22 protein-coding genes are annotated in these 23,375 nt (G+C 34.9%); 12 read left to right on the top strand and 10 right to left on the bottom strand.

Going from position 1 to position 23,375, the window contains the following annotated elements; genetic code table 11:
• Positions 1-128 precede the first annotated feature (128 nt).
• Together LUA91_RS17335 and gpmI are read right to left on the bottom strand one after the other, a co-directional pair.
• Complete coding sequence (locus LUA91_RS17335; protein WP_231427366.1) at positions 129-524, bottom strand: hypothetical protein; 396 nt, start codon at positions 522-524, stop codon at positions 129-131.
• 131 nt (positions 525-655) lie between these two features.
• On the bottom strand, positions 656-2,179 hold the full coding sequence (gene gpmI, locus LUA91_RS17330) for a 2,3-bisphosphoglycerate-independent phosphoglycerate mutase (RefSeq protein WP_231427365.1): 1,524 nt from the start codon (positions 2,177-2,179) through the stop codon (positions 656-658).
• A gap of 172 nt (positions 2,180-2,351) precedes the next feature.
• Between gpmI and LUA91_RS17325 the strand changes: the two genes are divergently transcribed.
• From LUA91_RS17325 to LUA91_RS17310, 4 genes are all read left to right on the top strand, one after another.
• Complete coding sequence (locus LUA91_RS17325) at positions 2,352-2,750, top strand: DUF4783 domain-containing protein (protein ID WP_231427364.1); 399 nt, start codon at positions 2,352-2,354, stop codon at positions 2,748-2,750.
• A gap of 194 nt (positions 2,751-2,944) precedes the next feature.
• Positions 2,945-3,787, top strand: coding sequence for a carboxylating nicotinate-nucleotide diphosphorylase (gene nadC, locus LUA91_RS17320; protein ID WP_231427363.1), 843 nt, complete (start codon positions 2,945-2,947; stop codon positions 3,785-3,787).
• 48 nt (positions 3,788-3,835) lie between these two features.
• Positions 3,836-4,483: a glycerol-3-phosphate 1-O-acyltransferase PlsY gene (gene plsY / locus LUA91_RS17315; RefSeq protein WP_131031998.1), complete on the top strand. Its 648-nt coding sequence runs from the start codon at positions 3,836-3,838 to the stop codon at positions 4,481-4,483.
• 97 nt (positions 4,484-4,580) lie between these two features.
• Positions 4,581-5,387 (top strand): M48 family metallopeptidase, encoded by an 807-nt coding sequence (locus LUA91_RS17310; RefSeq protein WP_231427362.1) that lies wholly within the window; start codon positions 4,581-4,583, stop codon positions 5,385-5,387.
• A 128-nt stretch (positions 5,388-5,515) separates the two neighbouring features.
• Here LUA91_RS17310 and LUA91_RS17305 read toward each other — a convergent pair whose 3' ends face one another.
• From LUA91_RS17305 to LUA91_RS17290, 4 genes are all read right to left on the bottom strand, one after another.
• Positions 5,516-6,775: an anthranilate synthase component I family protein gene (locus LUA91_RS17305; RefSeq protein ID WP_231427361.1), complete on the bottom strand. Its 1,260-nt coding sequence runs from the start codon at positions 6,773-6,775 to the stop codon at positions 5,516-5,518.
• A gap of 224 nt (positions 6,776-6,999) precedes the next feature.
• A complete protein-coding gene (locus LUA91_RS17300) occupies positions 7,000-8,280 on the bottom strand; it encodes an adenylosuccinate synthase (protein WP_231427360.1) in 1,281 nt (426 codons plus the stop codon).
• A gap of 38 nt (positions 8,281-8,318) precedes the next feature.
• Positions 8,319-8,813, bottom strand: a complete 495-nt coding sequence (locus tag LUA91_RS17295; protein WP_056851415.1) for a Fur family transcriptional regulator — start codon at positions 8,811-8,813, stop codon at positions 8,319-8,321.
• 251 nt (positions 8,814-9,064) lie between these two features.
• Positions 9,065-11,272 (bottom strand): bifunctional (p)ppGpp synthetase/guanosine-3',5'-bis(diphosphate) 3'-pyrophosphohydrolase, encoded by a 2,208-nt coding sequence (locus tag LUA91_RS17290; RefSeq protein ID WP_231427359.1) that lies wholly within the window; start codon positions 11,270-11,272, stop codon positions 9,065-9,067.
• A 110-nt stretch (positions 11,273-11,382) separates the two neighbouring features.
• On the opposite strand from LUA91_RS17290, the gene LUA91_RS17285 reads away from it, so the two are divergent.
• The 4 genes from LUA91_RS17285 to LUA91_RS17270 all read left to right on the top strand — a co-directional run bounded on the left by LUA91_RS17285 (position 11,383) and on the right by LUA91_RS17270 (position 14,772).
• A complete protein-coding gene (locus LUA91_RS17285; RefSeq protein WP_231427358.1) occupies positions 11,383-11,997 on the top strand; it encodes a DUF4294 domain-containing protein in 615 nt (204 codons plus the stop codon).
• Between the two features lie 5 nt (positions 11,998-12,002).
• Positions 12,003-12,521, top strand: a complete 519-nt coding sequence (locus LUA91_RS17280) for a glutathione peroxidase (protein WP_231427357.1) — start codon at positions 12,003-12,005, stop codon at positions 12,519-12,521.
• Positions 12,521-13,237, top strand: a complete 717-nt coding sequence (gene bshB1, locus LUA91_RS17275; protein ID WP_231427356.1) for a bacillithiol biosynthesis deacetylase BshB1 — start codon at positions 12,521-12,523, stop codon at positions 13,235-13,237. The genes LUA91_RS17280 and bshB1 overlap by 1 nt, the downstream gene beginning before the upstream one ends.
• A 173-nt stretch (positions 13,238-13,410) precedes the next feature.
• Positions 13,411-14,772: an acyl-CoA dehydrogenase family protein gene (locus LUA91_RS17270; RefSeq protein ID WP_231427355.1), complete on the top strand. Its 1,362-nt coding sequence runs from the start codon at positions 13,411-13,413 to the stop codon at positions 14,770-14,772.
• Between the two features lie 241 nt (positions 14,773-15,013).
• Here the strand turns inward: LUA91_RS17270 and LUA91_RS17265 are convergent, their stop codons facing one another.
• The 3 genes from LUA91_RS17265 to LUA91_RS17255 all read right to left on the bottom strand — a co-directional run bounded on the left by LUA91_RS17265 (position 15,014) and on the right by LUA91_RS17255 (position 17,832).
• Positions 15,014-15,415, bottom strand: a complete 402-nt coding sequence (locus LUA91_RS17265) for a hypothetical protein (RefSeq protein WP_231427354.1) — start codon at positions 15,413-15,415, stop codon at positions 15,014-15,016.
• 2 nt (positions 15,416-15,417) lie between these two features.
• Positions 15,418-16,749 carry an L-lysine 6-transaminase gene (gene lat / locus LUA91_RS17260; protein WP_231427353.1) on the bottom strand — a complete coding sequence of 444 codons (1,332 nt, stop codon included), beginning with the start codon at positions 16,747-16,749 and terminating at the stop codon, positions 15,418-15,420.
• Positions 16,750-16,962: 213 nt separating this feature from the next.
• On the bottom strand, positions 16,963-17,832 hold the full coding sequence (locus LUA91_RS17255) for a 1-aminocyclopropane-1-carboxylate deaminase/D-cysteine desulfhydrase (protein ID WP_231427352.1): 870 nt from the start codon (positions 17,830-17,832) through the stop codon (positions 16,963-16,965).
• Positions 17,833-18,230: 398 nt separating this feature from the next.
• Between LUA91_RS17255 and LUA91_RS17250 the strand changes: the two genes are divergently transcribed.
• The 4 genes from LUA91_RS17250 (at position 18,231) to LUA91_RS17235 (ending at position 22,355) form a co-directional block, all read left to right on the top strand.
• The gene (locus tag LUA91_RS17250) at positions 18,231-19,259 is read left to right on the top strand and encodes an RluA family pseudouridine synthase (RefSeq protein WP_231427351.1); all 1,029 of its coding nucleotides are present in this window, start codon (positions 18,231-18,233) and stop codon (positions 19,257-19,259) included.
• 3 nt (positions 19,260-19,262) lie between these two features.
• On the top strand, positions 19,263-20,102 hold the full coding sequence (locus tag LUA91_RS17245) for an aminotransferase class IV (RefSeq protein WP_231427350.1): 840 nt from the start codon (positions 19,263-19,265) through the stop codon (positions 20,100-20,102).
• Between the two features lie 11 nt (positions 20,103-20,113).
• The gene (locus LUA91_RS17240; RefSeq protein ID WP_231427349.1) at positions 20,114-20,941 is read left to right on the top strand and encodes an AraC family transcriptional regulator; all 828 of its coding nucleotides are present in this window, start codon (positions 20,114-20,116) and stop codon (positions 20,939-20,941) included.
• An 88-nt stretch (positions 20,942-21,029) separates the two neighbouring features.
• A complete protein-coding gene (locus tag LUA91_RS17235) occupies positions 21,030-22,355 on the top strand; it encodes an alpha/beta fold hydrolase (protein WP_231427348.1) in 1,326 nt (441 codons plus the stop codon).
• A gap of 31 nt (positions 22,356-22,386) precedes the next feature.
• Here the strand turns inward: LUA91_RS17235 and fmt are convergent, their stop codons facing one another.
• On the bottom strand, positions 22,387-23,295 hold the full coding sequence (gene fmt / locus LUA91_RS17230; protein ID WP_231427347.1) for a methionyl-tRNA formyltransferase: 909 nt from the start codon (positions 23,293-23,295) through the stop codon (positions 22,387-22,389).
• Between the last annotated feature and the right edge of the window lie 80 nt (positions 23,296-23,375).

The following is a 23,375-nucleotide window of genomic DNA, read 5'->3' as shown; positions in this document are numbered from 1 at the left end:
CCACAAAAGTAGTAGCCTCGATCCGAAAATCGAGACTACGCAAGATAGTTCAGTGGCTGAACTTCTTTAGAATACAAAAATACTTTTTTGTCTAAATATTTGGAATTTATAACAGTACCTTTTTTTTATCAGAATTTTCCTGTAATTGAATATTTTTTCTCATTGAGCAATCTAATTTTTTGCTCTTTTTTTATATCATATAAACTGTCGGGATAGTAATTCAAAGTATCATTTGATTGAAAAAGAATGTTTTTATTGGCGATAATAATTTCTATTCTTTTTGCTTTTTCACCATTCCAAGTGATAGAAACTTTCTTTACAGGTATTTTCTTGTTATCAGAAGTATAAATATCTACACCATTTTTTTCTTTAAAAGCAAAACTACCTCTCCACGATTTCCTGTTGATATCGGCATTTGAGAAAATAGCAAGTTCCTTTTTCCAATCATTTATTTTTATCTCTTTTTTTTCAAGCTCGCCATTAACTGTTACCGTTTTATTTATTATTGGGTTTAGTTTTTGCAACCGCACAATTTCCTTGTCGAAATACCCTTTTAGATCAAAATATAGTAAATCAGTGCTTGCTGCCGATTTTTTTTCTTCATTACATGCGATAAAGAAAATGGCTAGAAATAAAATGTAAATTTTTTTAGTCATTATACTAAAACATTTCCTGTCATTTCTGCTGGAATTGGGACACCAAGAATTCTCAATACAGTAGGGGCAATGTCGCCAAGTTTACCATCAGCAATTGTTTTATAATCTCTATCGATTAAAATACATGGAACCAAATTAGTGGTGTGTGCGGTATTAACCGAACCATCTCCATTAACCATATATTCCGAATTGCCATGATCTGCTAAAAGGATGAAAGAATACCCGTTTTCCAATCCTTTATTCACCACTATTTCAGCACATTTATCGGCAGTTTCCACTGCTTTTACTACGGCATCAAAAACACCTGTGTGGCCAACCATATCTGGATTAGCAAAGTTTAAACAAATAAAATCAGGCCAACCTAATTCCATTTCTGCAGTAATGGCTTCAGTAATTCCTGCTGCACTCATTTCTGGTTGCAAATCGTAAGTAGCTACTTTTGGCGAAGGGATTAAAATGCGTTTCTCATTCGGAAACTCTGTTTCTCTTCCTCCAGAGAAAAAGAAAGTTACATGAGGATATTTCTCTGTTTCTGCAATTCGAATTTGATTTTTATTATTTTCTGATAAAACTTCTCCAATGGTTTTAGTCAAATCGTCTTTAGTGAAAATTACATTTACTTTCTCAAAGCTTTCATCGTAAGTAGTCATGGTAACATAATACAGAGGTAATTTATGCATTTGCTGCTCGGGAAAATCTTTTTGCGTTAATGCGGTAGTAATTTCTCTTCCTCTATCGGTACGGAAATTAAAACAAATAACAACATCATCATTTTGAATGCTTGCAATTGGTGTTCCGTCAGCTTGAGTAAGTACAACGGGGTTTAAAAATTCATCGGTTATACCATCTTGATAAGATTTTCTAATCGCTGCCAATGCATCATCAGTTCTTTCGCCAATTCCATTAACCATAACATCATAAGCTTGTTTTACACGCTCCCAACGGTTATCGCGGTCCATTGCATAATAGCGCCCAACCATTGTAGCTAATTTTGCAGTTGTATTTTCGATATGATTTTGAAGATCGGTTATAAAACCTAATCCCGAATTTGGGTCTGTATCACGACCATCCAAAAATGCATGAACAAAAGTTTTTTGAACCTGTGCTTCACTGGCAGCATCACATAAGGCCTTTAAATGTTCAATATGCGCATGTACGCCACCATTTGAAACTAAACCAATGAAATGAACTGCTTTATTATTCTGTTTGGCATAATCAAAAGCACGTAGTAAGATCGGATTTACATGCAATTCATGATCTGTAATAGATTTATTAATCCTGCCAAGTTCTTGATAAACTACTCTACCTGCACCTAAATTCATGTGTCCAACTTCTGAGTTTCCCATTTGTCCGGCAGGCAAACCCACTGCTTCACCAGATGCTTCGAGTTTTGAATTAGGATAATTTCTAAGCAATGAATCGAAAAATGGTGTATTGGCAGCAAAAGCAGCGTCAGAGTTGTCTTGTCTTCCGTAACCCCAACCATCTAAAATTATAAGAGCGAGTTTTTTATTATTTATCATCTTAATTTGAAAATTTAATTGATCACTGGTAAAACATTTTCGTGTAGAACATGTTTTGTTGTTTTGATATAGGGCAAATATAACTTTATTGATGCTTATACAAATGATGAAATCCTTTTTTTGATAAGCTAATGGCATAATTTTAGCTATACCGAGATTATAAAATACAGAAATGATCCGGAGCTTGTTTTTACTAATTATTAGTTTATCATCATTAAATAGTCCCAAAGCCCTTCAGGCCGATATTATTGATGATTTATCAACGTATTTTAAAGGCAGTAACGCCAAGGAAATAGCTAAGAATTTTGCTTCTACAATTGAACTTATTATTATTGATGAGGAAGATGTATACTCAAAAGCACAGGGTGAACAGATTTTACGAGATTTTTTCATCAAGCACCCACCTGTAAAAACAAGTATTTTTCATAAAATAAATACCAATCCCAACTATCGTTTTGGCGTGATCATTCTGAGTACGCCAAAAGAAACTTTCAGGGTTTCTGTCACGATGAAAAAGTTTAACAATAACTTTTTAATTACTGAATTAAGAATTGAACCAGCCAAGGATTAAATTAAGAGTTAGCCAGCTAAGATTAAATACATTACTGAAAGGTTAAAGCTCAATTGAAACTTATATTTTCTTTTGCTTTGGGTTTAATTTTAAAAACACCAATTATTTCTTTGGACTTATAAAGAACATTTACAGTCGTCATTAAATTGTCTGCTAATAAATATTTCTTATTTTTGCGCCATAAAATCTACATTTTGGATATTCAACTGATACATCAATTCATAAAAAATGCACTTGCCGAAGATGTTGGCGATGGCGATCATACTTCATTATCTACTATTCCCGAAGGAACATTAGGAAAGGCAAAATTGATCATCAAAGAAGATGGCATTTTAGCTGGAATGGAGTTGGCCATAGAAATTTTTAAAGAAGTAGATGCCGATTTAAAAGTTGATGTATTGATTCATGATGGCGCCAGCGTTAAAGTAGGTGATGTGGGTTTAACCGTATCAGGAAGTACACATTCTATTTTAGTAGCAGAACGTTTAGTGTTAAACTGCATGCAGCGGATGAGTGGAATAGCTACCAAAACCAATCGCATTGTTTCGCTACTAAAGGATACCAAAACCAAAATCTTAGATACCCGTAAAACAACGCCAGGATTACGTTATTTAGAAAAATGGGCAGTTAGAATTGGTGGAGGTGTAAATCATCGTATTGGTTTGTATGATATGATCTTGATTAAAGACAATCATGTGGATTATGCTGGTGGGATTTCGAATGCCATTAAGGCTGCTCAGAAATATCTTGCAGATAATAAAAAATCGCTGCAAATTGAAATTGAAGTGAGGAATATTGAGGAATTATCGCAAGTGTTAGCAATAGGTGGTGTTGATCGGATTATGTTGGATAATTTTACCTTTGATAATTTAAGAGCCGCTGTAAAAATGATTGACGGTAAATTCGTCACAGAAGCTTCTGGAGGAATTACGGAGGAAAATGTTGCCGAATATGCAGCCTGCGGTGTAGATTTTATATCAATGGGTGCTCTAACACATTCAGTAAAAAGCTTAGACATTAGTTTAAAAGCTTACTAGATGATTTGCTATAAAATAGAAAGCTTATTTTTTGTATCATTGTAGGCTATGGTTACGGTTTATTCTCTCAGCGCATTATTAATTGCCTATCTTTTTGGATCTATACCTACTGCTGTATGGCTTGGTCAGGCCTTTTATGGCGTTGATGTAAGAGAATATGGAAGTGGAAATGCTGGCGCTACCAATACTTTTAGGGTATTGGGTAAGAAAGCCGGTATAGCTGTAATGATTATAGATATTGCTAAAGGTTATACAGCAACCAATCTGGCTTATCTAATTGGAATGTCTGTTACCGGACCACAAAATTCAGTTGTTTTTGTTAATTATCAATTGGCACTCGGTGTAACCGCAGTAATGGGGCACTTGTTTCCTGTATTTGCAGGCTTTAGAGGAGGTAAGGGAGTTGCCACTCTTTTTGGAATGATTTTAGCAGTTAACTTCGAAGCATCTATGCTTTGTGTTCTGGTTTTCGTGGTTGTTCTATTATTAACCAAATATGTATCATTGAGTTCAATTTGTGCAGGCTTTACATTTCCGTTAAGTGTTGTCTTTTTGTTTCAAGTTTCCATAAAATCTGAAGTGCTCTATGGCATGGTGGTTTGCATTTTAATTCTAGTTACACACCAAAAAAACCTGGAAAGATTGCTGAAAGGCAAAGAATCCAAAGTGTATTTGTTTAAGAAGAAAACTAATTAATTAACAAAACACATTCATTCTAAAACATATTTGTTGACTTGCTGTTTAATATTTCGGCTTGCAAAAACAAGTATTACTGATCATTTAAAATCGCGTTATGAAAAAATTATTTTTAACAGCAAGTGTTGCTGGGGTTTTATTATTTAACTCATGTTCTACTGTTCCACTAACCGGGCGTAGTCGATTTGATTTAGTAAGTAATGAACAGGTTCTGCCGATGGCATTTCAAGCCTATAGTACTTTTTTAACGGAAAATAAATCGACTGTTTTACCTGCATCAAATGCACAGGCATTGAAAGTTAAAACCATTGGAAGTAGATTAATTACCGCGGTAAAATCATATATGAACAGTAATAACTATGGTAATTTAATTGCTGATTATCAATGGGAAGTTAACGTGGTTCAAAATAATGAAAAAAATGCCTGGTGTATGCCGGGTGGAAAAATTGTAGTTTATACAGGTATTCTGCCTGTTACCCAAGATGATGCTGGTTTAGCTACAGTGATGGGACATGAGATAGCGCATGCTATTGCTGGTCACTCTGCAGAGCGTATGTCTAACGAAATGGTTGCCCAAGGTTTAGGTGCAGCGGCAGGTGTAGCCTTATCGAAAAATCCAAAAACACAAGGTATTTTTAATACCCTTTATGGTGTTGGAACACCAGTTGCAATGTTAAAATTTAGTCGCAACCAGGAACTAGAGGCCGATAGGTTAGGGTTGATTTTTATGGCAATGGCTGGTTATAATCCTCAAAATGCTACTGCCTTTTGGAATAGAATGTCTTCAGCTTCGGCAGGTGCACAAAAACCAGCAGAGTTTTTAAGTACACACCCTAGCGACGCGACTCGTATTGCTCAAATCCAAAAATATTTACCTGAAGCACAACAGTATTATAAAAAGTAGTTTTAGGTTAAAAGTTAAAAGTTAAAAGTTAAAAGTGGGAGGTTGCATAAACTTTCCACTTTTTTTATAATGAAACCATCCATTTTTATGGCTGTTTTGACTAATGACTAATGACTAATGACTAATGACTAATGAACTCCTAAAACTTTCAAAATCGCACTTGCTTTGAGCAAGCACTCCTCATATTCTTTTTCCGCATCACTTTGATAAGTTATAGCTCCACCAACCTGGAACGATAAATATTGATTTGCAGAATTATAGAGAATACTTCTAATCACTACATTGAAATCAAAATCTCCGTTGGGATTTATGCAGCCAAACGAACCTGAATAGACACCTCTTTTAGTTTCTTCGTATTGTTCGATCAACTCCATTGCCTTTATTTTAGGCGCTCCAGTCATGGATCCCATTGGAAATGCATTTTTAATGGCATCAATAAAATGAATGGCAGGATTAAGTTCACAACTGATCGTCGAAATCATTTGATGCACTTGAGGGAAACTGTAAATGCCAAACAACTCATCAACTTTAACTGAACCTTTTACAGCTGATTTTGTCAAATCATGACGAACTAAATCAACTATCATTACATTTTCTGATTGTTCTTTGAGATCGTTTTTTAACTGAATCTTAATTTCTTCATCCTCTGCCGAATTACTACTTCTTTTTGCTGTGCCTTTTATGGGCTGCGAGATCAATTTTGAATTACGTTTTGCTAAAAAACGCTCAGGCGTAGCCGATAAAATATAATGATTGTAAACTTTGAAGTAACCTGCAAATGGAGTTGGGGAAAGCTGATTTAACAATTCGAATGTTTGAACAGGATTAATCAATGCATTTTTAGCAAAAAACTCGTGGCAGAAATTAACTTCATAAATATCTCCACGAATGATGTGGTTTTTTAAAGTTTCAACTGTTTCTATATACTGATTTTTGTTAATTTTTGATTCAATTTCTAATGGAATTGAGTTGGATATTTCTTCAATGCAATAATTATCTATCTCACTTAAAATAGAATCTGTACCTATTAAAACTTCCGGTCTGCCATTTTTGCAAGCGATTAAATATTTAGGAACAAAAAAATATAACTCAGGGAAATTTAAATTATCAGTATTGTTTGATTGAAGATTTTCAATTTCATTCTTTATGTCATAACTGAAAAAACCAAACAACCATTGATGATGCTTTTCGTAAAATGCTTTAAGTTTTTCAAAGGCATTACCGCTATTGCATTTCAGTTCTTCTTTTACATCAGCAGCGATAACAAAATCGTAAGCTGAATAATGATCTTTATATTGATTGGAATCCAGAAAGCAACAAACATCAAACTGATTTGCCCAGTGTAATGCCTTTTGTTTAAATTCTGTTGTGTTTTGCGTGGTTTTCAAGCTGCGGCAAAGGTAGCTAAACCCGACATAAGTGGAAAGCTTACGGGTGCAGAAAATTAATTTTCGTATGAAACGTAAACTGGAACTTGAAACATTGGCGGGAGTAACGTTAATAGTATTACAGACTATGCTTTCCAAATAAAAAAAGCAACCCAAATTGGATTGCTTTAATATTTTAAAGTCTCAGTAATTAAGATGCTGAAATGAATTCAACATTACGTTTTTTAGCGTAACTCTAAAGTTTGCGCTCTATCCGGGCCAACAGATAAAAATTTTATTGGCACTTCTAATTCTTTTTCCAAAAAGGCGATGTAATCGTTTAATTTAGCTGGAATTTCATCTACTGAAGTAATTTTAGTTACATCGGTAGCCCATCCGTCAATAGCTTTTAATACCGGTTTTGGTTCGATAGAAATAATGTCGTAAGGCATGTAATCGATCGTTTCGCCATTGTATTCATAGTGTGTACAAGCATAAATGGTTTCGAAAGTATCCAAAACATCAGCTTTCATCATAATCAATTCGGTAACACCGTTCAACATGATGGCATATTTTAATGCAGGCAAATCAATCCATCCGCAACGACGGGCACGACCAGTAGTAGCACCAAATTCGTGCCCTAAAGCACGAAGATTTTCACCAACTTCATTATCTAATTCTGTTGGAAATGGGCCACCACCAACACGAGTGCAATACGCTTTGAAAATACCATAAACCGCACCAACTTTATTTGGTGCAATACCTAAACCTGTACAAGCACCAGCAGTTGTGGTGTTACTAGAAGTTACGAAAGGGTATGAACCGAAGTCAACATCCAATAAAGTTCCTTGCGCACCTTCGGCTAAAACTGCTTTGCCTTCTTTTAAATAGCCATTAACAAAATGCTCGCTATCTACATGAGGAATGCTCTTTAAGAATTCAATTGCTTCGAAGAAAGATGCTTCCTTCTCAGCCAATTCATATTCAAAACCTTCGTAATGAGAAAGGATTTCCGTATGTTTTTCTACTAGTTTGGCGTAACGCTCTTTAAAATCTGGTAAAGTGGTATCGCCAACGCGTAAACCGTTACGACCAGTTTTGTCCATATAAGTTGGGCCTATTCCTTTTAAAGTAGAACCAATTTTATTTTTACCCATGCGAGCTTCGTTAGCCGCGTCCAATAATTGGTGGGTTGGTAAAATTAAGTGCGCTTTACGGGCAATTACCAATTTGCCTTCTGCTACAGGATCATGACCAGCTTTTTTTAAATTATCAAGCTCTCTTTTTAAAATGATTGGATCGATCACTACTCCATTACCAATAAGGTTCATGGTTTTTTCGTTAAAAATTCCTGATGGGATTGTATTTAAAACGAATTTTTTGCCATCGAACTCTAAAGTATGTCCGGCGTTTGGGCCACCCTGAAAACGGGCAATAAGATCATATTTTGGACTTAGAACATCAACGATTTTTCCCTTTCCTTCATCGCCCCATTGTAGGCCGAGAAGTACATCTACTTGCGTCATTATTAAAAATTTAAGCTGGTTTTATTTTGTGGATTGATTTAATTTGCTTCAAGTTTTGCCGCTCCGGCTGTTTCATTTACTTTTCTGGCCATACTGCAATCTGAACAGAATCCATAAAGGTTTAATGAATGGTGTTTTACATCGAATTTTAAAAGGTCGCCCACCATTGTTTGGATTTGGTGAATACGAGGATCGCAAAATTCTACTACCTTACCACACTCAATACAGATCACGTGATCGTGTTGGCGGTAACCATAAGATTTTTCGAATTGTGCCATGTTTTTACCAAACTGGTGCTTGGTAACCAAATCACAAGAAACCAATAATTCTAAAGTATTGTAAACCGTTGCACGACTTACGCGATACTTTTGGTTTTTCATGTGGATATAAAGGGTTTCAACATCAAAGTGATCGTTTCGAGAATATATTTCTTCCAAGATGGCGAAACGCTCTGGTGTTTTGCGTAGATTTTTGTTCTCTAAATAAGCCTCAAAAATCTTGCGAACGAGCTCATTTGTATTTTGTTCTGACATAGTTTTTAAACTCCGTTCAAAGGTATGTAAATTGTTTGACTGTTTAATTGTTAGATTGTTGAAATGTTGTAATAACTCGGTTGCAGGTTAAGGGTTACAAGTTGCGGGTTAAGAGTTGCAGATGATGAGTTACAAGTTGCTGGTCGTGTGATACTGATCAGATCTAAAAAAAATAAATTAGTTTTAAACCTTTACTCAAACGACTTCCAAACCTATAACCTATAACCTATAACCTATAACCTATAACCCATTTAAGCATCAAATCTGGTTACCCCAGTAACACCTCTAACTTTTAATAAATTTCTAATTAAGTTTTCGAGATGTTCGGTATCATTAACAAAAATCATAATCGAACCATCAAAAATTCCTTCATTGGTATCAACTGTAATCGAACGCATATTAACTTTAAAATCGGTAGAAATTACCCTTGTGATATTATTAATCAATCCTACATCATCAATTCCAACAATACGAAGCCCGGTTAAGAAAGTTAATTCCTGTTGTTTATTCCACTTCGCTTTCACCACGCGATAACCATAATTGGCCATCAACTGTGCCGCATTTGGGCAGTTCGTTCTATGGATTTTTATACCTTCGCTTACGGTAACAAAACCAAAAACATCATCACCAGGAATTGGGTTACAGCATGCAGCAAGAGTATAATCTATTCGCTGCATATCTTCTCCAATCAGCAAAATGTCGCCATCAGCATTTTTCATTTTACTTTTAACCATATCAACCGTTAGGTTTTCTGGTCGTTCTGGTCCGCGGGTTTCAACATCTTTTTCAGTATTTAAATATTCCTTAATGTCTTTAAGTTCAATTTTTCCCAATGCCACATTTACAAATAGCTCTTGTGTAGATTGAAGTTTGAAAAAGTAACTTAACTTTTGAATGTTATCGGTGTTGTAGGTAATTTTTAACGATTTCATTTTTCGCTCTAGAATTTCCTTACCGTTATCAGCTATTTTGCGTTTTTCTTCTTTTAATGATGATTTTATTTTTGATTTAGCTTTTGCCGTAACCACAACATTTAACCAATCTTCTTTTGGTGTCTGTTTGCTTGAGGTGATAATCTCAACCTGATCTCCATTTTGAAGTTTGTAAGAAATAGGTACCAATTTATGGTTAACCTTTGCGCCAATACAAGTTGCACCAACTCCGGTATGAATTTCAAAGGCAAAATCTAAAGCTGTTGCACCTAAAGGCAATTGAATTAATGCTCCTTTTGGCGTGAAAATGAAAATCTCATCAGAAAAGAGATTCATTTTAAAATCATCCAAGAAATCCAAAGCATTTGCCTCTGGATTATTGAGCATTTCTCTCACTTTTTGTATCCATTGATCTAAGCCATTATCATTGCTCGATTCCTTATATTTCCAATGTGCAGCAAAACCTTTTTCGGCAATTTCGTTCATGCGTTGTGTACGGATTTGTACTTCAACCCACTGCCCGCGTGGCCCCATTACGGTTGTATGTAAACTTTCATAACCATTTCCTTTTGGTGAAGAAACCCAGTCACGCAAACGATCAGGATTTGGACGGTATAAATCGGTAACAATAGAATATGCTTTCCAGCAATCGGCTTTTTCGTTTTCGTAAGCGCTATCCAAAATTATACGAATCGCAAAAAGATCATAAACCTCTTCAAAAGGAATATTCTTTTTTTTCATTTTATTCCAAATGGAATGAATCGATTTTGGTCGGCCATAAACATCGGCAACTAAGCCTTGCTCATGAACAATTTCATCAATAGGCTCCACGAATTTTTTGATGAACATGGCTCTCTCAGCCTTTTTCTCATTTAGTTTTTTAGCAATAAATTTATAAGTATCAGGATCAAGATATTTCATTGAAAGATCTTCCAATTCTGATTTTATAGCATATAAACCTAATCGGTGGGCTAGGGGTGCATATAGATAAATCGTTTCTGATGCGATTTTAAGCTGCTTATGGCGAGGCATGAAATCCATCGTACGCATATTGTGCAAGCGGTCGGCAAGTTTGATTAAAATTACCCGAACATCATCGGCCAAAGTAAGTAGCATTTTACGGAAATTCTCCGCTTGCAAAGAACTGTTCGTATCGAAAACACCAGATATTTTGGTTAATCCATCGATGATTTTCGCTGTTTTCTTTCCAAATTCACGCTCAATATCTTCAAGTGTAATGTCGGTATCCTCAACTACATCATGCAGCAAAGCGCAAACAATAGAAGTTGTTCCTAAACCAATTTCCTCTGCTGCAATTTGGGCAACCGCAATTGGATGATAAATGTAAGGTTCGCCAGATTTACGGCGCATATCTTTATGGCTTTCCAAGGCCATATCGAATGCTTTTCTGATTTCTTTTTTATCGCCTTTTTGTAAAGTTGATTTGCTTGCTCTTAATAATGCTCTATATCTTTTTAGAATTTCTTGCTTTTCCGCCTCTAAATCAATCACTAACTCTGTTTTCATTTGTTTTTTTTGCGTAAAAATTTTCGTCTTATATATGAATAAAACTTATATTAGTTCTGTTGAACAACTAATATATGAAATAACACCTAACTTTGTGAAAGTATAAATTTATGAAATTTAAAGGGCTAATCATTCTATTTATTGTCATGATTTTTAGTGTTAAGCTAAAAGCGCAAGACCCATCCCAACCAGTTTTTCCGAAATTGGGTAAGCAGGATACTATTCGCGTAGCCTCTACAAATGATAATGGTGTGATGATACCTTGGATGCAGCTGATGGATGTGAGCATTTTTGCAAACAGAATTTGGAAATCTCCAGCTGAGCAAGCTGCTTATAACCGCTTGCGGTATAACGTGTTAAAGGTAATGCCTTATGCAAAGTTTGCCAAAAGGCGGTACGAACAGCTTGAGGAAGAGATTGCCAGAACACCAGAGAAAAAAGAACAGAAAAAACTGGTTAAACAATGTGATAAAGAAATTAAAGACATGTTTAATCGCGAAATTAAAGAATTGACTATTACCCAAGGACAAATTTTGACTAAGCTTATTGATAGGGAAGTTGGAAGAACAACTTACGATATCGTGAAGCAAACCAAAGGTGGTTTTGCTGCTTTTTCTTATCAAATTGTTGCTCGTGTTGTTGGTCATAATTTAAAAAGTACGTACAATCCTAATGAGGATAGAGATATTGAATCTATTATTCGTACTTCTGGATTTTATCAATAAGAATAATGCAGAAAAGCATTCCGAATATTTATTCTTTCAAAGTAAAAAAGATAAATGGAGAAGATCAACCATTATCAGCTTATCGAAATAAAGTAGTTTTAGTTGTCAATACAGCATCCGAATGTGGCTTCACGCCTCAACTTAAAGAACTACAGCAGTTAAAAGATGAAATCAACCATCCTGATTTTGAAATTTTAGGTTTTCCAACCAATGATTTTGGAAAGCAGGAACCTTTAACTGGATCTGATATTTCATCATTTTGCGAGATAAATCATGGTGTAAAATTTCCGGTTTTTGATAAGATAATGGTTCGCGGTAACCATGCCCATCCATTATATCAGTTCTTAAGTGATAAGAAACAAAACTCAAAGCTTAGTTCAAAACCACGATGGAATTTTCATAAATATCTCATCAATAAAAAAGGAGAATTAGTTGATTTCTATTTTCCGTTTACTAAACCTTTAAGCTCGAAAATTAGAAAGAAAATTCAGCAATTGCTGAATGAAAATTCCAATAATAAATAATGAAATTAGATATTTTAGTTATAGCCGTTCACCCGGATGATGCAGAACTTTGCTGCTCTGGAACTATTTTAAAGCATATTGCTTTAGGGAAAAAAGTTGGCATTGTAGAATTAACACGTGGCGAATTGGGAACTCGTGGCACAGCAGAAACTCGTGATGAAGAGGCAGCAGACTCTGCAAGAATATTAGGCTTGCATGCCCGTGAAAACTTACGCATGCGTGATGGGTTTTTTCAGAATGATGAAGCTCATCGTATTGAAGTAATTAAAGCAATAAGAAAATATCAACCTGAAATAATTTTAAGTAATGCTTTAGAAGATCGTCATCCAGATCATGGAAGAGCTGGAGATTTGGTTTATGATTCGGTATTTTTATCTGGGTTACCCAAAATCGAAACTGAATTAGATGGAGAAAAACAAATAGCCCACCGACCAAGATTGTTGTTGCAATATATTCAGGATCGATATATGAAGCCTGATATCATCGTCGATATTTCTGATCACATGGATAAAAAAATTGAATCGATCAAAGCATTCAGAACGCAATTTTATAATCCCGAAGTTGATGGTTTGCAAACTTATATTTCCTCACCCGAATTTTTTGAAACAATCACTGGCCGTTCTAGAGAGTTTGGCAAAAGTATTGGTGCTACATTTGGCGAAGGTTTTACATCTAGGAAATTATTAGGTGTAGATAATTTGTTCGATTTGAAGTAATTTCAATTTATTTAACCGCAAAGAAAAAGAAGTATTTGCAAAGGGCTCCAAGCTAAATGATTAACAAAGCTAATTCTTGTTTTTCTTTGCGTAAAAATTTTGCATACTTAGCGGTTGAAATCACCGCATCCAACAAAACCGCAGCTCATTTGTTATTCTGAAAACGAATAATTATGGCGAATATATTCTCATCAATTAAAAACGCATATAACCTTTTTAAGCACGTAGATTTTGCTAAGCTAGATGCTTTGTCGAAAAAAGTTGATTTACCAAAAATGGTTGAAACCATCTCAAGTTTAGATGATAAACAAATATCAGGCATGATGAAGATGATGGGTGGATCTGGTAAAAAGAAAGAACTTCCTCCAATTGAGGGCGATTTTTATCGTTTGGGTGATGAAGCACTTAATGATGAAGATCGAGAATTGCAATTAAAAGTAAGAGCGTTTTTGGAAAAGGAAGTTAAACCAATCGTTAATCATTATTGGAACAGGGCCGAATTTCCATTCGAAATAATTCCAAAATTGGCAGAGCTTAACATTTGTGGGTTAACCTACAAAGGATATGGATGTCCAGGCAAATCAAATTTGATGGAAGGCATTTTGGCAATGGAAATGGCCCGAATTGATACTTCTATATCTACGTTTTTTGGTGTTCAAAGTGGTTTGGCAATGGGTTCTATTTATTTATGCGGATCAGAAGAGCAAAAACTGCAGTGGCTACCACTGATGCAACAATTTAAAATTATTGGTGCTTTTGGTTTAACAGAACCCGAAGTAGGTTCTGCTGCAGCCGGTGGTTTAACTACTACATGCAAAAATGTAAACGGAAAATGGATTTTAAATGGCCAAAAGAAATGGATTGGCAATGCAACTTTTGCCGATATATTGATTATTTGGGCAAGAGATGAAGCAGATAATGAAGTAAAAGGTTTCATTGTAAAAAAAGATAATCCAGGTTTTACAGTGGAGAAAATGCAAGATAAAATGGCATTGCGTATTGTTCAGAACGGAATTATCACTTTAACGAATTGTGAGGTTGAGGAAGTAGATCGTTTACAAAACGCAAATTCTTTTAAAGATACTGCAAAGGTTTTACAGATGACAAGGGCAGGAGTAGCTTGGCAGGCCGTAGGTTGCGCCCGAGGAGCCTATGAAAATGCTTTGGATTATACCAGAACACGTAAACAGTTTGGAAAACCAATTGCCTCGTTTCAGTTGATTCAAAATCATTTGGTAGAAATGCTCTCAAATTTAACGGCTATGCAAACACTTTGTTTTCGATTGTCGCAATTACAGGACCAAGGATTATTGAAAGACGAACATGCTTCTTTAGCGAAGGTTTTTTGCTCCTTACGCACCCGAGATGTGGTAAGCAAAGCTCGTGAAGTAATGGGAGGAAATGGAATCTTATTAGAATATAATGTTGCCCGTTTTGTTGCGGATGCAGAAGCCATTTACTCTTACGAAGGCACTAAAGAAATCAATACTTTAATTGTTGGAAGAGCAATTACAGGATTTTCTGCATTTGTATAATGGTGATTTTTTGGTCTATTTATAATAGCCAACCTCAAAAAGTTACTAACTCCATCGGCAAATCGCACATTAGAGTTAGTAGCTTTGTAATTCTTTAAGCAGTGTAGCCAACTTCAAAAGTTACTAACTCTATCTGCAAATCGCACATTAGAGTTAGTAACTTGTACTTATTTAGGTGGTGTATTTATTGCTCTGATATGCCACATCTATCTGCTTATGATTTTATGATGAAACAAGAAAGCTAAAACGGATACTTATTAAACGCTACCTGACTCATCGCACTTTTTTCATACAGAGCAATGCATGATTTATTGTATCGAGAATCAAAATTTACATCTCCCGGCAGCAGTGTTTGTGGTACATCTGCATTTTGATGGAAAAAGTAAACTTTGGTATTTCCGTATTTGGTATGTGGCATTAAATTTCCATAATCTTCCATTTCTTTCCAGATGGAATCATTCACTGTAACGATATAAATTCTTTGAACCGGGCCGGTATTGTTTGCGTTTCTATATTTAACAACTTCTTTAAAACCCGCCTTCATGTCTTGTATTCCGGGTTGGTTAAAAATGTCTTTAACCATAAAAAACACAAAAATTATTACAACAACTGATATGGATATGATTAAGGATTTTCTGCTCATGCTTACAATAAAGGCAATATTTTTTCCATAACGGTCAAGCCTTCGTCAATATGCTTTTGTTCAATGCAAAGCGCTGGTCGAAAGCGAATTGTTTTTTCGCCACAACCTAAAAACATTACATTATGTTCTAGCCCTTTACTGATAAAATCATTTCTCATTTCTTTATTTGGGAAATCGAAAGAACAAAGCAAGCCACGCCCCCGCACATTGCTCATTTTATCAAATCGTTGCGAAAAAGAGTCGAGATTAGTTTTTAAATAGTTGCCAATGGTTTCTGCGTTCTTGCATAAATTATCTTCTTCAACAATTTGTAGTATTTGAGTAGATCGGACCATGTCAACCAGATTTCCGCCCCATGTTGAGTTGATGCGGCTCGGTACCTTAAAAACGTTTTTCTCTATCTCATCTACCTTATTGCCTACCAAAATACCACATACCTGCATTTTCTTACCAAACGCCACAATATCTGGTCTGGCTTTTTCGCTAAAATGCTGATGACACCAGAATTTACCTGTTAAACCCACCCCAGTCTGTACTTCATCATAAATTAAGAAAGCGTCATTTTCATCAGCTATAGATTTCAATTGAATCAAAAATTCTTCTCTTAAATGATTGTCGCCACCTTCTGATTGAATGGGCTCTACAATAATGGCGCAAATCTCATCCTTATTCCCGGCAAATGCTTTTTTAATTTGAGCTAGTGAATCCTCTTCAGTTTGGATGGCAAGATCTAAATGATCTCCAGTAAGTGGAAACTTTACTTCAGGAACGGATACCCTTGGCCAATCGAACTTGGCAAACCATTTGGTTTTATCAGGTAATGTATTGGTTAAGCTTAAAGTATAGCCAGATCTTCCGTGAAAGGCTCTTTCAAAATGCAATACTTTAAATCCTTTTTCTTCAGCATATCCCTTTGCAAAGTTTTTTTGCACTTTCCAATCCATCGCAACTTTGATGGCATTTTCTACGGCTAATGAACCTCCTGCAATAAAAAAGGCATGGGGCAAATAATCGGGAATACCTACTTTAGAAAACGTTTCTATAAATTGTGCATACTGTTGAGTGTAAACATCAGAATTTGATGGGTTTGCCATTGCCGCTAACAATAGGTTCTTTTTAAATCCTTCGTCGTTAACCATTTTAGGGTGGTTGTATCCTAAAGGAACTGACGCAAAACAGGTAAAAAAATCAAGTAGCGTTCTATTGTATTTCGAATCGTAAATATAAGCCCCATGACTTTTTTCCATGTCATAGGTTAGGTCGAATCCATCGGCTAAAATGTGCTTGCTAAGAGATTCATTAACTCGATCGGCAGGTACTGTTAATTGGTACATAAACTTGGATTTGGTATAATTCAAATTTAGTTAAATGTGCCAAATATCAAAATTTAAGCACTTTTTGTACTCTTTATGCAAAAAATAGGTTTAAACAGTTTAAAGTATGATTATAGACAAAAACTGATTTTGGACTATCAAAATGTGGAAAACTTTTTTGCTTGATTCGGCTTAAAAACTAATGGAAATATTAAATCATTGAGTGAATTGAAGTTAAAATTTATCTCTCATTCCCAAAATCCCTAATAATCCACCAGTGTGAATAGCCAAGATTTTATCTGTTGAATTGATGCTCTTTTTCTGTTGTAGATCATTAATCGCATAAAACATTTTTGCGGTATAAACGGGATCTGTTAACAAACCTGTTTTCGCTGTAAATGACTTTATAAAGTGGATCAGTTCAGAATTTGTTTTGGCATAACCACCGAAGTGATAATCGGTATGTAATATTAGATGATCAGAGAGCTTCACATATTTAGCCATTTCATCTTTAATAAAATCACCACCTTTTAAAACAGGAATTACATGGAGTTTGCTAGGCAGATTTCTAGTTTGTATTGCTGATAACAACCCTGCTGCAGTGGTTCCTGTACCCGCGGCTACAAAAATGTGATCGTATGTTTCGTTCAATTCGCTAATAATTTCGGCGCAACCTGTCACCGCTTCTTTGGAAGCCCCACCTTCATCAATAAAGTAGGTATTTGTGTCATCGCCAAAATGTTCTTTAAATAATAGCGGCTTATTCTTGTAGCTTTCGCGATCGACAAAGATAAGCTTCATTCCAAAGAGAGAACAGAGCAAAAGCATTTCATTTCTAACTTCCTCTCCGCGAACAAAAGCTGTTGAATTTAATCCAAATCTTGCAGATGCCGCAGCAGTTGCCACAAGATGATTCGAATATGCACCGCCAAAGGTGACAAGATGATTTTTATTCTCTAAGGATGCTTTTTTTAAAATGTATTTTAACTTTCGCCACTTATTTCCTGAAACATAAGGATCAATCAAATCATCACGCTTAACAAAAAGATTGTTAAAAGGATCAATTTCTAATTTTTGAACAGGACTGTATATTTCTTGAAACACGTGTAAAAATAAAAAACACCTGCAAATTGCAGGTGTTTTTTAACCTTTTATTTAGAATGCACTACTTAAAATAAATCTTTCTCATTAAATAAGGAAAGAAATTAAGCACAATCTTAACGTTTTGAGTAAAGTTTTTCATGTTGGTAAACGATTAGAACAATATAACAACAAAAAACAAGCCAATATTATTTTAACACTTTTTTATAATAATTAAGTAACAATAATTTAATATGTAATAAGCGGTACTAAGCTATGATATTGGTGTTAAATGGATTAAATAATCTAAAAACAGTGGGTAATATTTTCGTTAGACGGATATGAAGATTTGAAGAGGAGTACATTTTTATAAAACTTAGATCATTCAAAAAATCCTAAGGTTAAAAGTTTATTTTTGCACTATGGAAAATGTGGTTGAGTTACAAGAATCGGAAGAGCAAGAGTTATATGAACATTTAAAAATTTTGGTAGATAAGGGACAATCCTTATTACGCATTGATAAGTTTTTAATGGTTCGTGTAGAGAATGCTTCTCGTAACCGTATCCAAAATGCTATTGATGCTGGGAATGTTTTGGTGAATCAAAAGCAGATAAAAGCCAGTTATAAGGTTAAGCCTTTTGATGAAATTTCCATTGTTTTACCTCATCCGCCACGCGATACAGAAGTTTATCCGGAAGATATTCCATTGGATATTATTTACGAGGATAGCGATTTGTTGGTTGTTAACAAAGTAGCGGGTATGGTGGTACATCCCGGTTTTAACAATTACACAGGCACATTAGTTAATGCTTTGGCTTTTCACTTTGAACAACTGCCCCAATTACCGGGAAATGATGGTAGACCAGGTTTAGTTCATCGTATTGATAAAGATACTTCGGGTCTTTTATTAATTAGCAAAAATGAAAAATCAATTACCCACTTAGCCCGTCAGTTTTTTGATCATAGCATTACCAGAAAATATATTGCTTTGGTTTGGGGTGATATTGAGAATGATGGTACCGTTACAGGTTACATCGGACGAAGTGTTAAAGACCGCCGAGTGATGGATATTTATGATGATGAGGAGAAAGGAAAATGGTCGGTTACACATTACAAAGTTTTAAAACGTTTAGGTTACGTTACTTTAATTAGCTGTGAATTAGAAACTGGTCGCACCCACCAAATCCGGGCACATATGCAACATATCGGTCATCCACTCTTTAGTGATGCCATGTATGGCGGCGATAAGATTTTGAAAGGAACTACGTTTAATAAGTACAAGCAGTTTGTAGAAAATTGCTTTGAATTGTTGCCTAGGCAAGCATTACATGCACAAAGCTTAGGTTTTATTCATCCAACAACGAAAGAATATATGCATTTTGAGGCGCCACTTCCGGCTGATTTTAAAGCTGCATTGAACAAGTGGGAAAATTATATTGCTGTATCTTAAAATATGCCTCAACAATACCTTTTATTTAATGATGAATTTCACACAGTTGATGCACCGATATTAACCGCTTCGAACAGAAGTTTTAAGTTTGGCGATGGCTTGTTTGAGAGCATGCGAATGATTGAAAACAAATTGCAGTTTGCCGATTTTCATGCTGACCGATTGGTGGGGGGAATGAAAGCGCTGAAAATGGATGGTCATGCTTTAATGGATGATTATTTTCTTCGCCAAAAAACTGCTGATCTTGTAAAAAAGAACAGATGGACTGGAAATGTTCGTTTCCGATTATCTGTTTATCGAGAGGGATCAGGAGTTTATACACCAGAAATTAACAAAGCTGGTTATGTTTTAGAGGGGATTCCGCTCATAAGTAATCAATACGAACTGAATAGTAAAGGTTTAATTATTGATGTATATGATGAAATTACAAAGCCGATAAATAAGTTATCCAATTATAAAACTTCAAATGCTTTGCCTTACGTAATGGCTGGTATTTTTAAAAGTCAAAACCGTTTGGATGAAGCAATGATCTTGAATCAGAATGGCTTTTTGTGTGAAAGCATCAGTGCCAACGTTTTTGTGGTTTATAATAATCAAATCTACACGCCAGCTTTAACTGAAGGTTGTATAGGTGGTGTTATGCGCAGTGCCATCATGCAGCTTTGCAAAATGAATGACCTTACTTTGATTGAAGCTCAAATCAATCCTGAAATTTTAAAAGAAGCTGAAGAAGTTTTCATTACCAATGCCACGCAAGGTATTCAATGGGTAATGGGTTACGGCAGGAAACGGTATTTTAATGAGGTTTCGAAGTTCTTGATTGATAAACTGAATGCTTTATAAAAATTCAAACATTGCAGGTTAAGTTTTATAAAACCAAAAATGAATTGCTTAAACCTTTTTTAGAAGGTTATTACTTCCTGGCAAAAAATAGATGTGAAAATATCGAATATTTAACATTTCCGAATAATTTTATCAACGTATCAGCCTACAAAAATATAAAGGTTACCCTTAATAATGGTTGTGCAGAAATATCAGAAGATGACTCTATTCACTTCAATTCGATATTAATCACCAATTACAAAATGCCAATCCGGGTTAATTACTATGGTAAAGTAGATGAAATAAGTTTTTGCTTTAATCCTATTGGGATAAACTCTTTCATCAATAACTTTTCATCGTATTCTAAAAATCAACTTAATGCATTTGCTCCATTTGATGATTTTCAGAATGAAATGATAATAATTTTGGATGAAATCGATGCGGACAAAAGGATTATTGCAATTGAAAATTACTGGCTTTCTAAGTTAAATAATTTCAATAATCCGTTACTCGCTAATTTAATTAATGATGTCTCGATAATTGAAAATGAAATTTCAATTGGTGATTTGGCTTTGAAATATCATACCAGCCGACAAAATATTAATAAGCTTTTTAATCGATATTTGGGTAAAAGTCCAAATGATTTTAGAAAGATTCACCGGTTTAGATTGGCATTACGTAAGAGAATTACGTTATTAAAAAAGAATGAAAACTTAACGTCATTAAGTTATGAATCACTTTTTTATGATCAATCGCACATGATTAAAGATTTTAAAACTTTAACAGGCTTAACACCAAAACAGTTTTTTAATCAGATTGAATTAAAAGCAGGTGCTGGTAACTGGCTTTTCATCACATAGGTTACATTTTTACAATTTTTCATTCATTGCTAGTAATATTTTTGCCCAATTAAAGATCGGATTTTCTCGGTCTGGCAAAGCTATTATTATGAAAAGTATATTATCCATTTTACTTATTGTCATTTGCACTTATTCAAAAGCACAGCTAAAAAATAGTACCAATGATATTGCTTTGGTAAAAGAAATAGATTTAAAAAAATACAGAGGCCAAGCATTTAAACTAAGTGCGGATGTGCAAACCAAAGCTATTGATGGTTTAGGGCTTGCTGCTTTCATGGTACTTCAAGTAGGGGATGGAATGAGTTTTTTAGAACAAAGCCGAAAAAAATCTGATCAGATAGCAAATAACCAGAGTTGGAAAACATGCACATTCGAAGGAATAATAGAGGATGGTGCTATTAAACTGTGGCTCTATTTTCTTACTTATGGCAATGGAGATTTTTACCTTGATAATATTCGTTTTCAAATAAAAACTGCTGATGGCACATGGAGTGCGTTACCATTATTTAACGGAAATTTCGAAAATTCTACGATAAAATCGCCATTGAAAGGATTAGCAAATACAAAATCTTTGTTGAAAAAGGAAAATGTTGTGGCTACGATTATTCAAGAGCCAAACCCTGATCGTAGTCGTGTATTAAAAATACAATCGATTAATGCCCTGCCAGATAACCGAATTGTTTACGGCTTGAATAGAAAGGCTGGAAATTATATTCGTGTTAATGGTATTAAGATGTATTATGAGATTTATGGAGATGGAGAACCACTTGTGCTTTTACATGGTAATGGAGGATCGATTAATAGTTTTTCTGCGCAAATACCAGCATTTTCAAAACATTATAAAGTTATTGCTATCGATACTCGTGGACAGGGCAAGAGCAAGGACGTAAATAGTACAAGCTTTTCATATAACCAATTTGCAGATGATTTGAAAGTATTGCTGGATAGTTTAAATCTTAAAAATGTGAATCTGTTAGGCTGGAGTGATGGTGGAAATACGGGATTGATTCTGGCTAGCCAGTATCCTTCTTATATTAAAAAACTGATAACGATGGGCGCAAATCTTAATCCATCAGAAGATGCATTAAGTAAAAAAATATTGACAATAACAAAGAGGGATCTCAATAAGATTAAGCTTGAAAACAAAAAAGAAGATTTAGTTACTATTCGTTTAATGGAAATGCTCCTAAAGGAGCCAAATATCAATCCTGAAAGTTTAAAAAGCATTACAGCCAAAACAATGATTATAGCTGGAGAAAAAGATGTAATTTTAGAAAAGCATACACGCCTTATTGCTGAAAGTATACCTCATGCAAAACTGAATATTCTTAAAGCTCAAACACACTTTGTAGTTGAGGAAAATCCTGAACTTTTTAATCAGGCCGTGCTAGAATTTCTACTGAATTCCAATTAATCTGTTAGCGCAATTATTCAATAAAATTGCATTACAACCTCGTTCCACGAAGAAAGTCTTCAATAAGCATACGTTTTTTCCCTTCATACTGAATATCTAACAATTTGATAAAACCATCTTTGGTAGCAAATTTTAAATAGGTTTTGCCGTCGGTAAGGAAACCACCAGCAACTATTCCTGGTTCTTTGTCTTCTAATTCAGCTTTAAAAATTTTAAGGGTTTTATCATTCAAAAATGTAAATGCTGTTGGGTACGGACTCAATCCACGGATCAAATTATATACCTGAAGTGATGAGTTGTTCCAATTGATTTTGCAATCGTCTTTAAAAATTTTAGGTGCATGTTTTAAAACATCACTTTGTGGTTGTGGCTGCTCTGTGTAATCTCCCTTTTCGATTGCAGCGACAGTTTTTACTAATAAATTCGCTCCGATATGCATCAGTTTATCATGTAGTTCTCCTGCGGTTTCATGGTCTGAAATAGCGGTAGAGGCACTTTGAATAATATCGCCAGTATCAATTTCATGAGTGAGAAAAAATGTAGTTACGCCACTTTCTTTTTCACCATTGATAATGGCATGATTAATTGGAGCTGCTCCACGATATTGTGGCAATAAAGACCCATGAAGATTAATCGTGCCCTTTGCTGGCATATTCCAAACCACTTCTGGCAACATTCTAAAAGCTACAACAACTTGTAAATCGGCTTGGTAAGATTTAAGCACTTCCAAAAATTCTGGATTTTTTAATCTTTCAGGCTGTAAAACAGGAATTCCTTTCTCTACTGCATACTTTTTAACTGCGCTTTCGTTAATTTTTTGTCCGCGACCAGCAGGTTTATCCGGAGCAGTAACTACAGCTACAATATCGAAATTGGCTTGCACCAAAGCGTCTAAAGAAGCAACTGCAAAATCGGGCGTGCCCATAAAAACTATTTTCATAAGAAAGTGTTGTGTTTCTATCTTAACGTGAATGTGCACATTAAGTTTTTGCAAAATAACTAAAAATAAATCATCCTTAT

This window comes from Pedobacter sp. Leaf250, from assembly GCF_920984735.1.
GTDB lineage: Bacteria > Bacteroidota > Bacteroidia > Sphingobacteriales > Sphingobacteriaceae > Pedobacter.
Note: the sequence above shows the minus strand (reverse complement) of the source record. Positions and strands in the feature narration are given on the sequence as shown.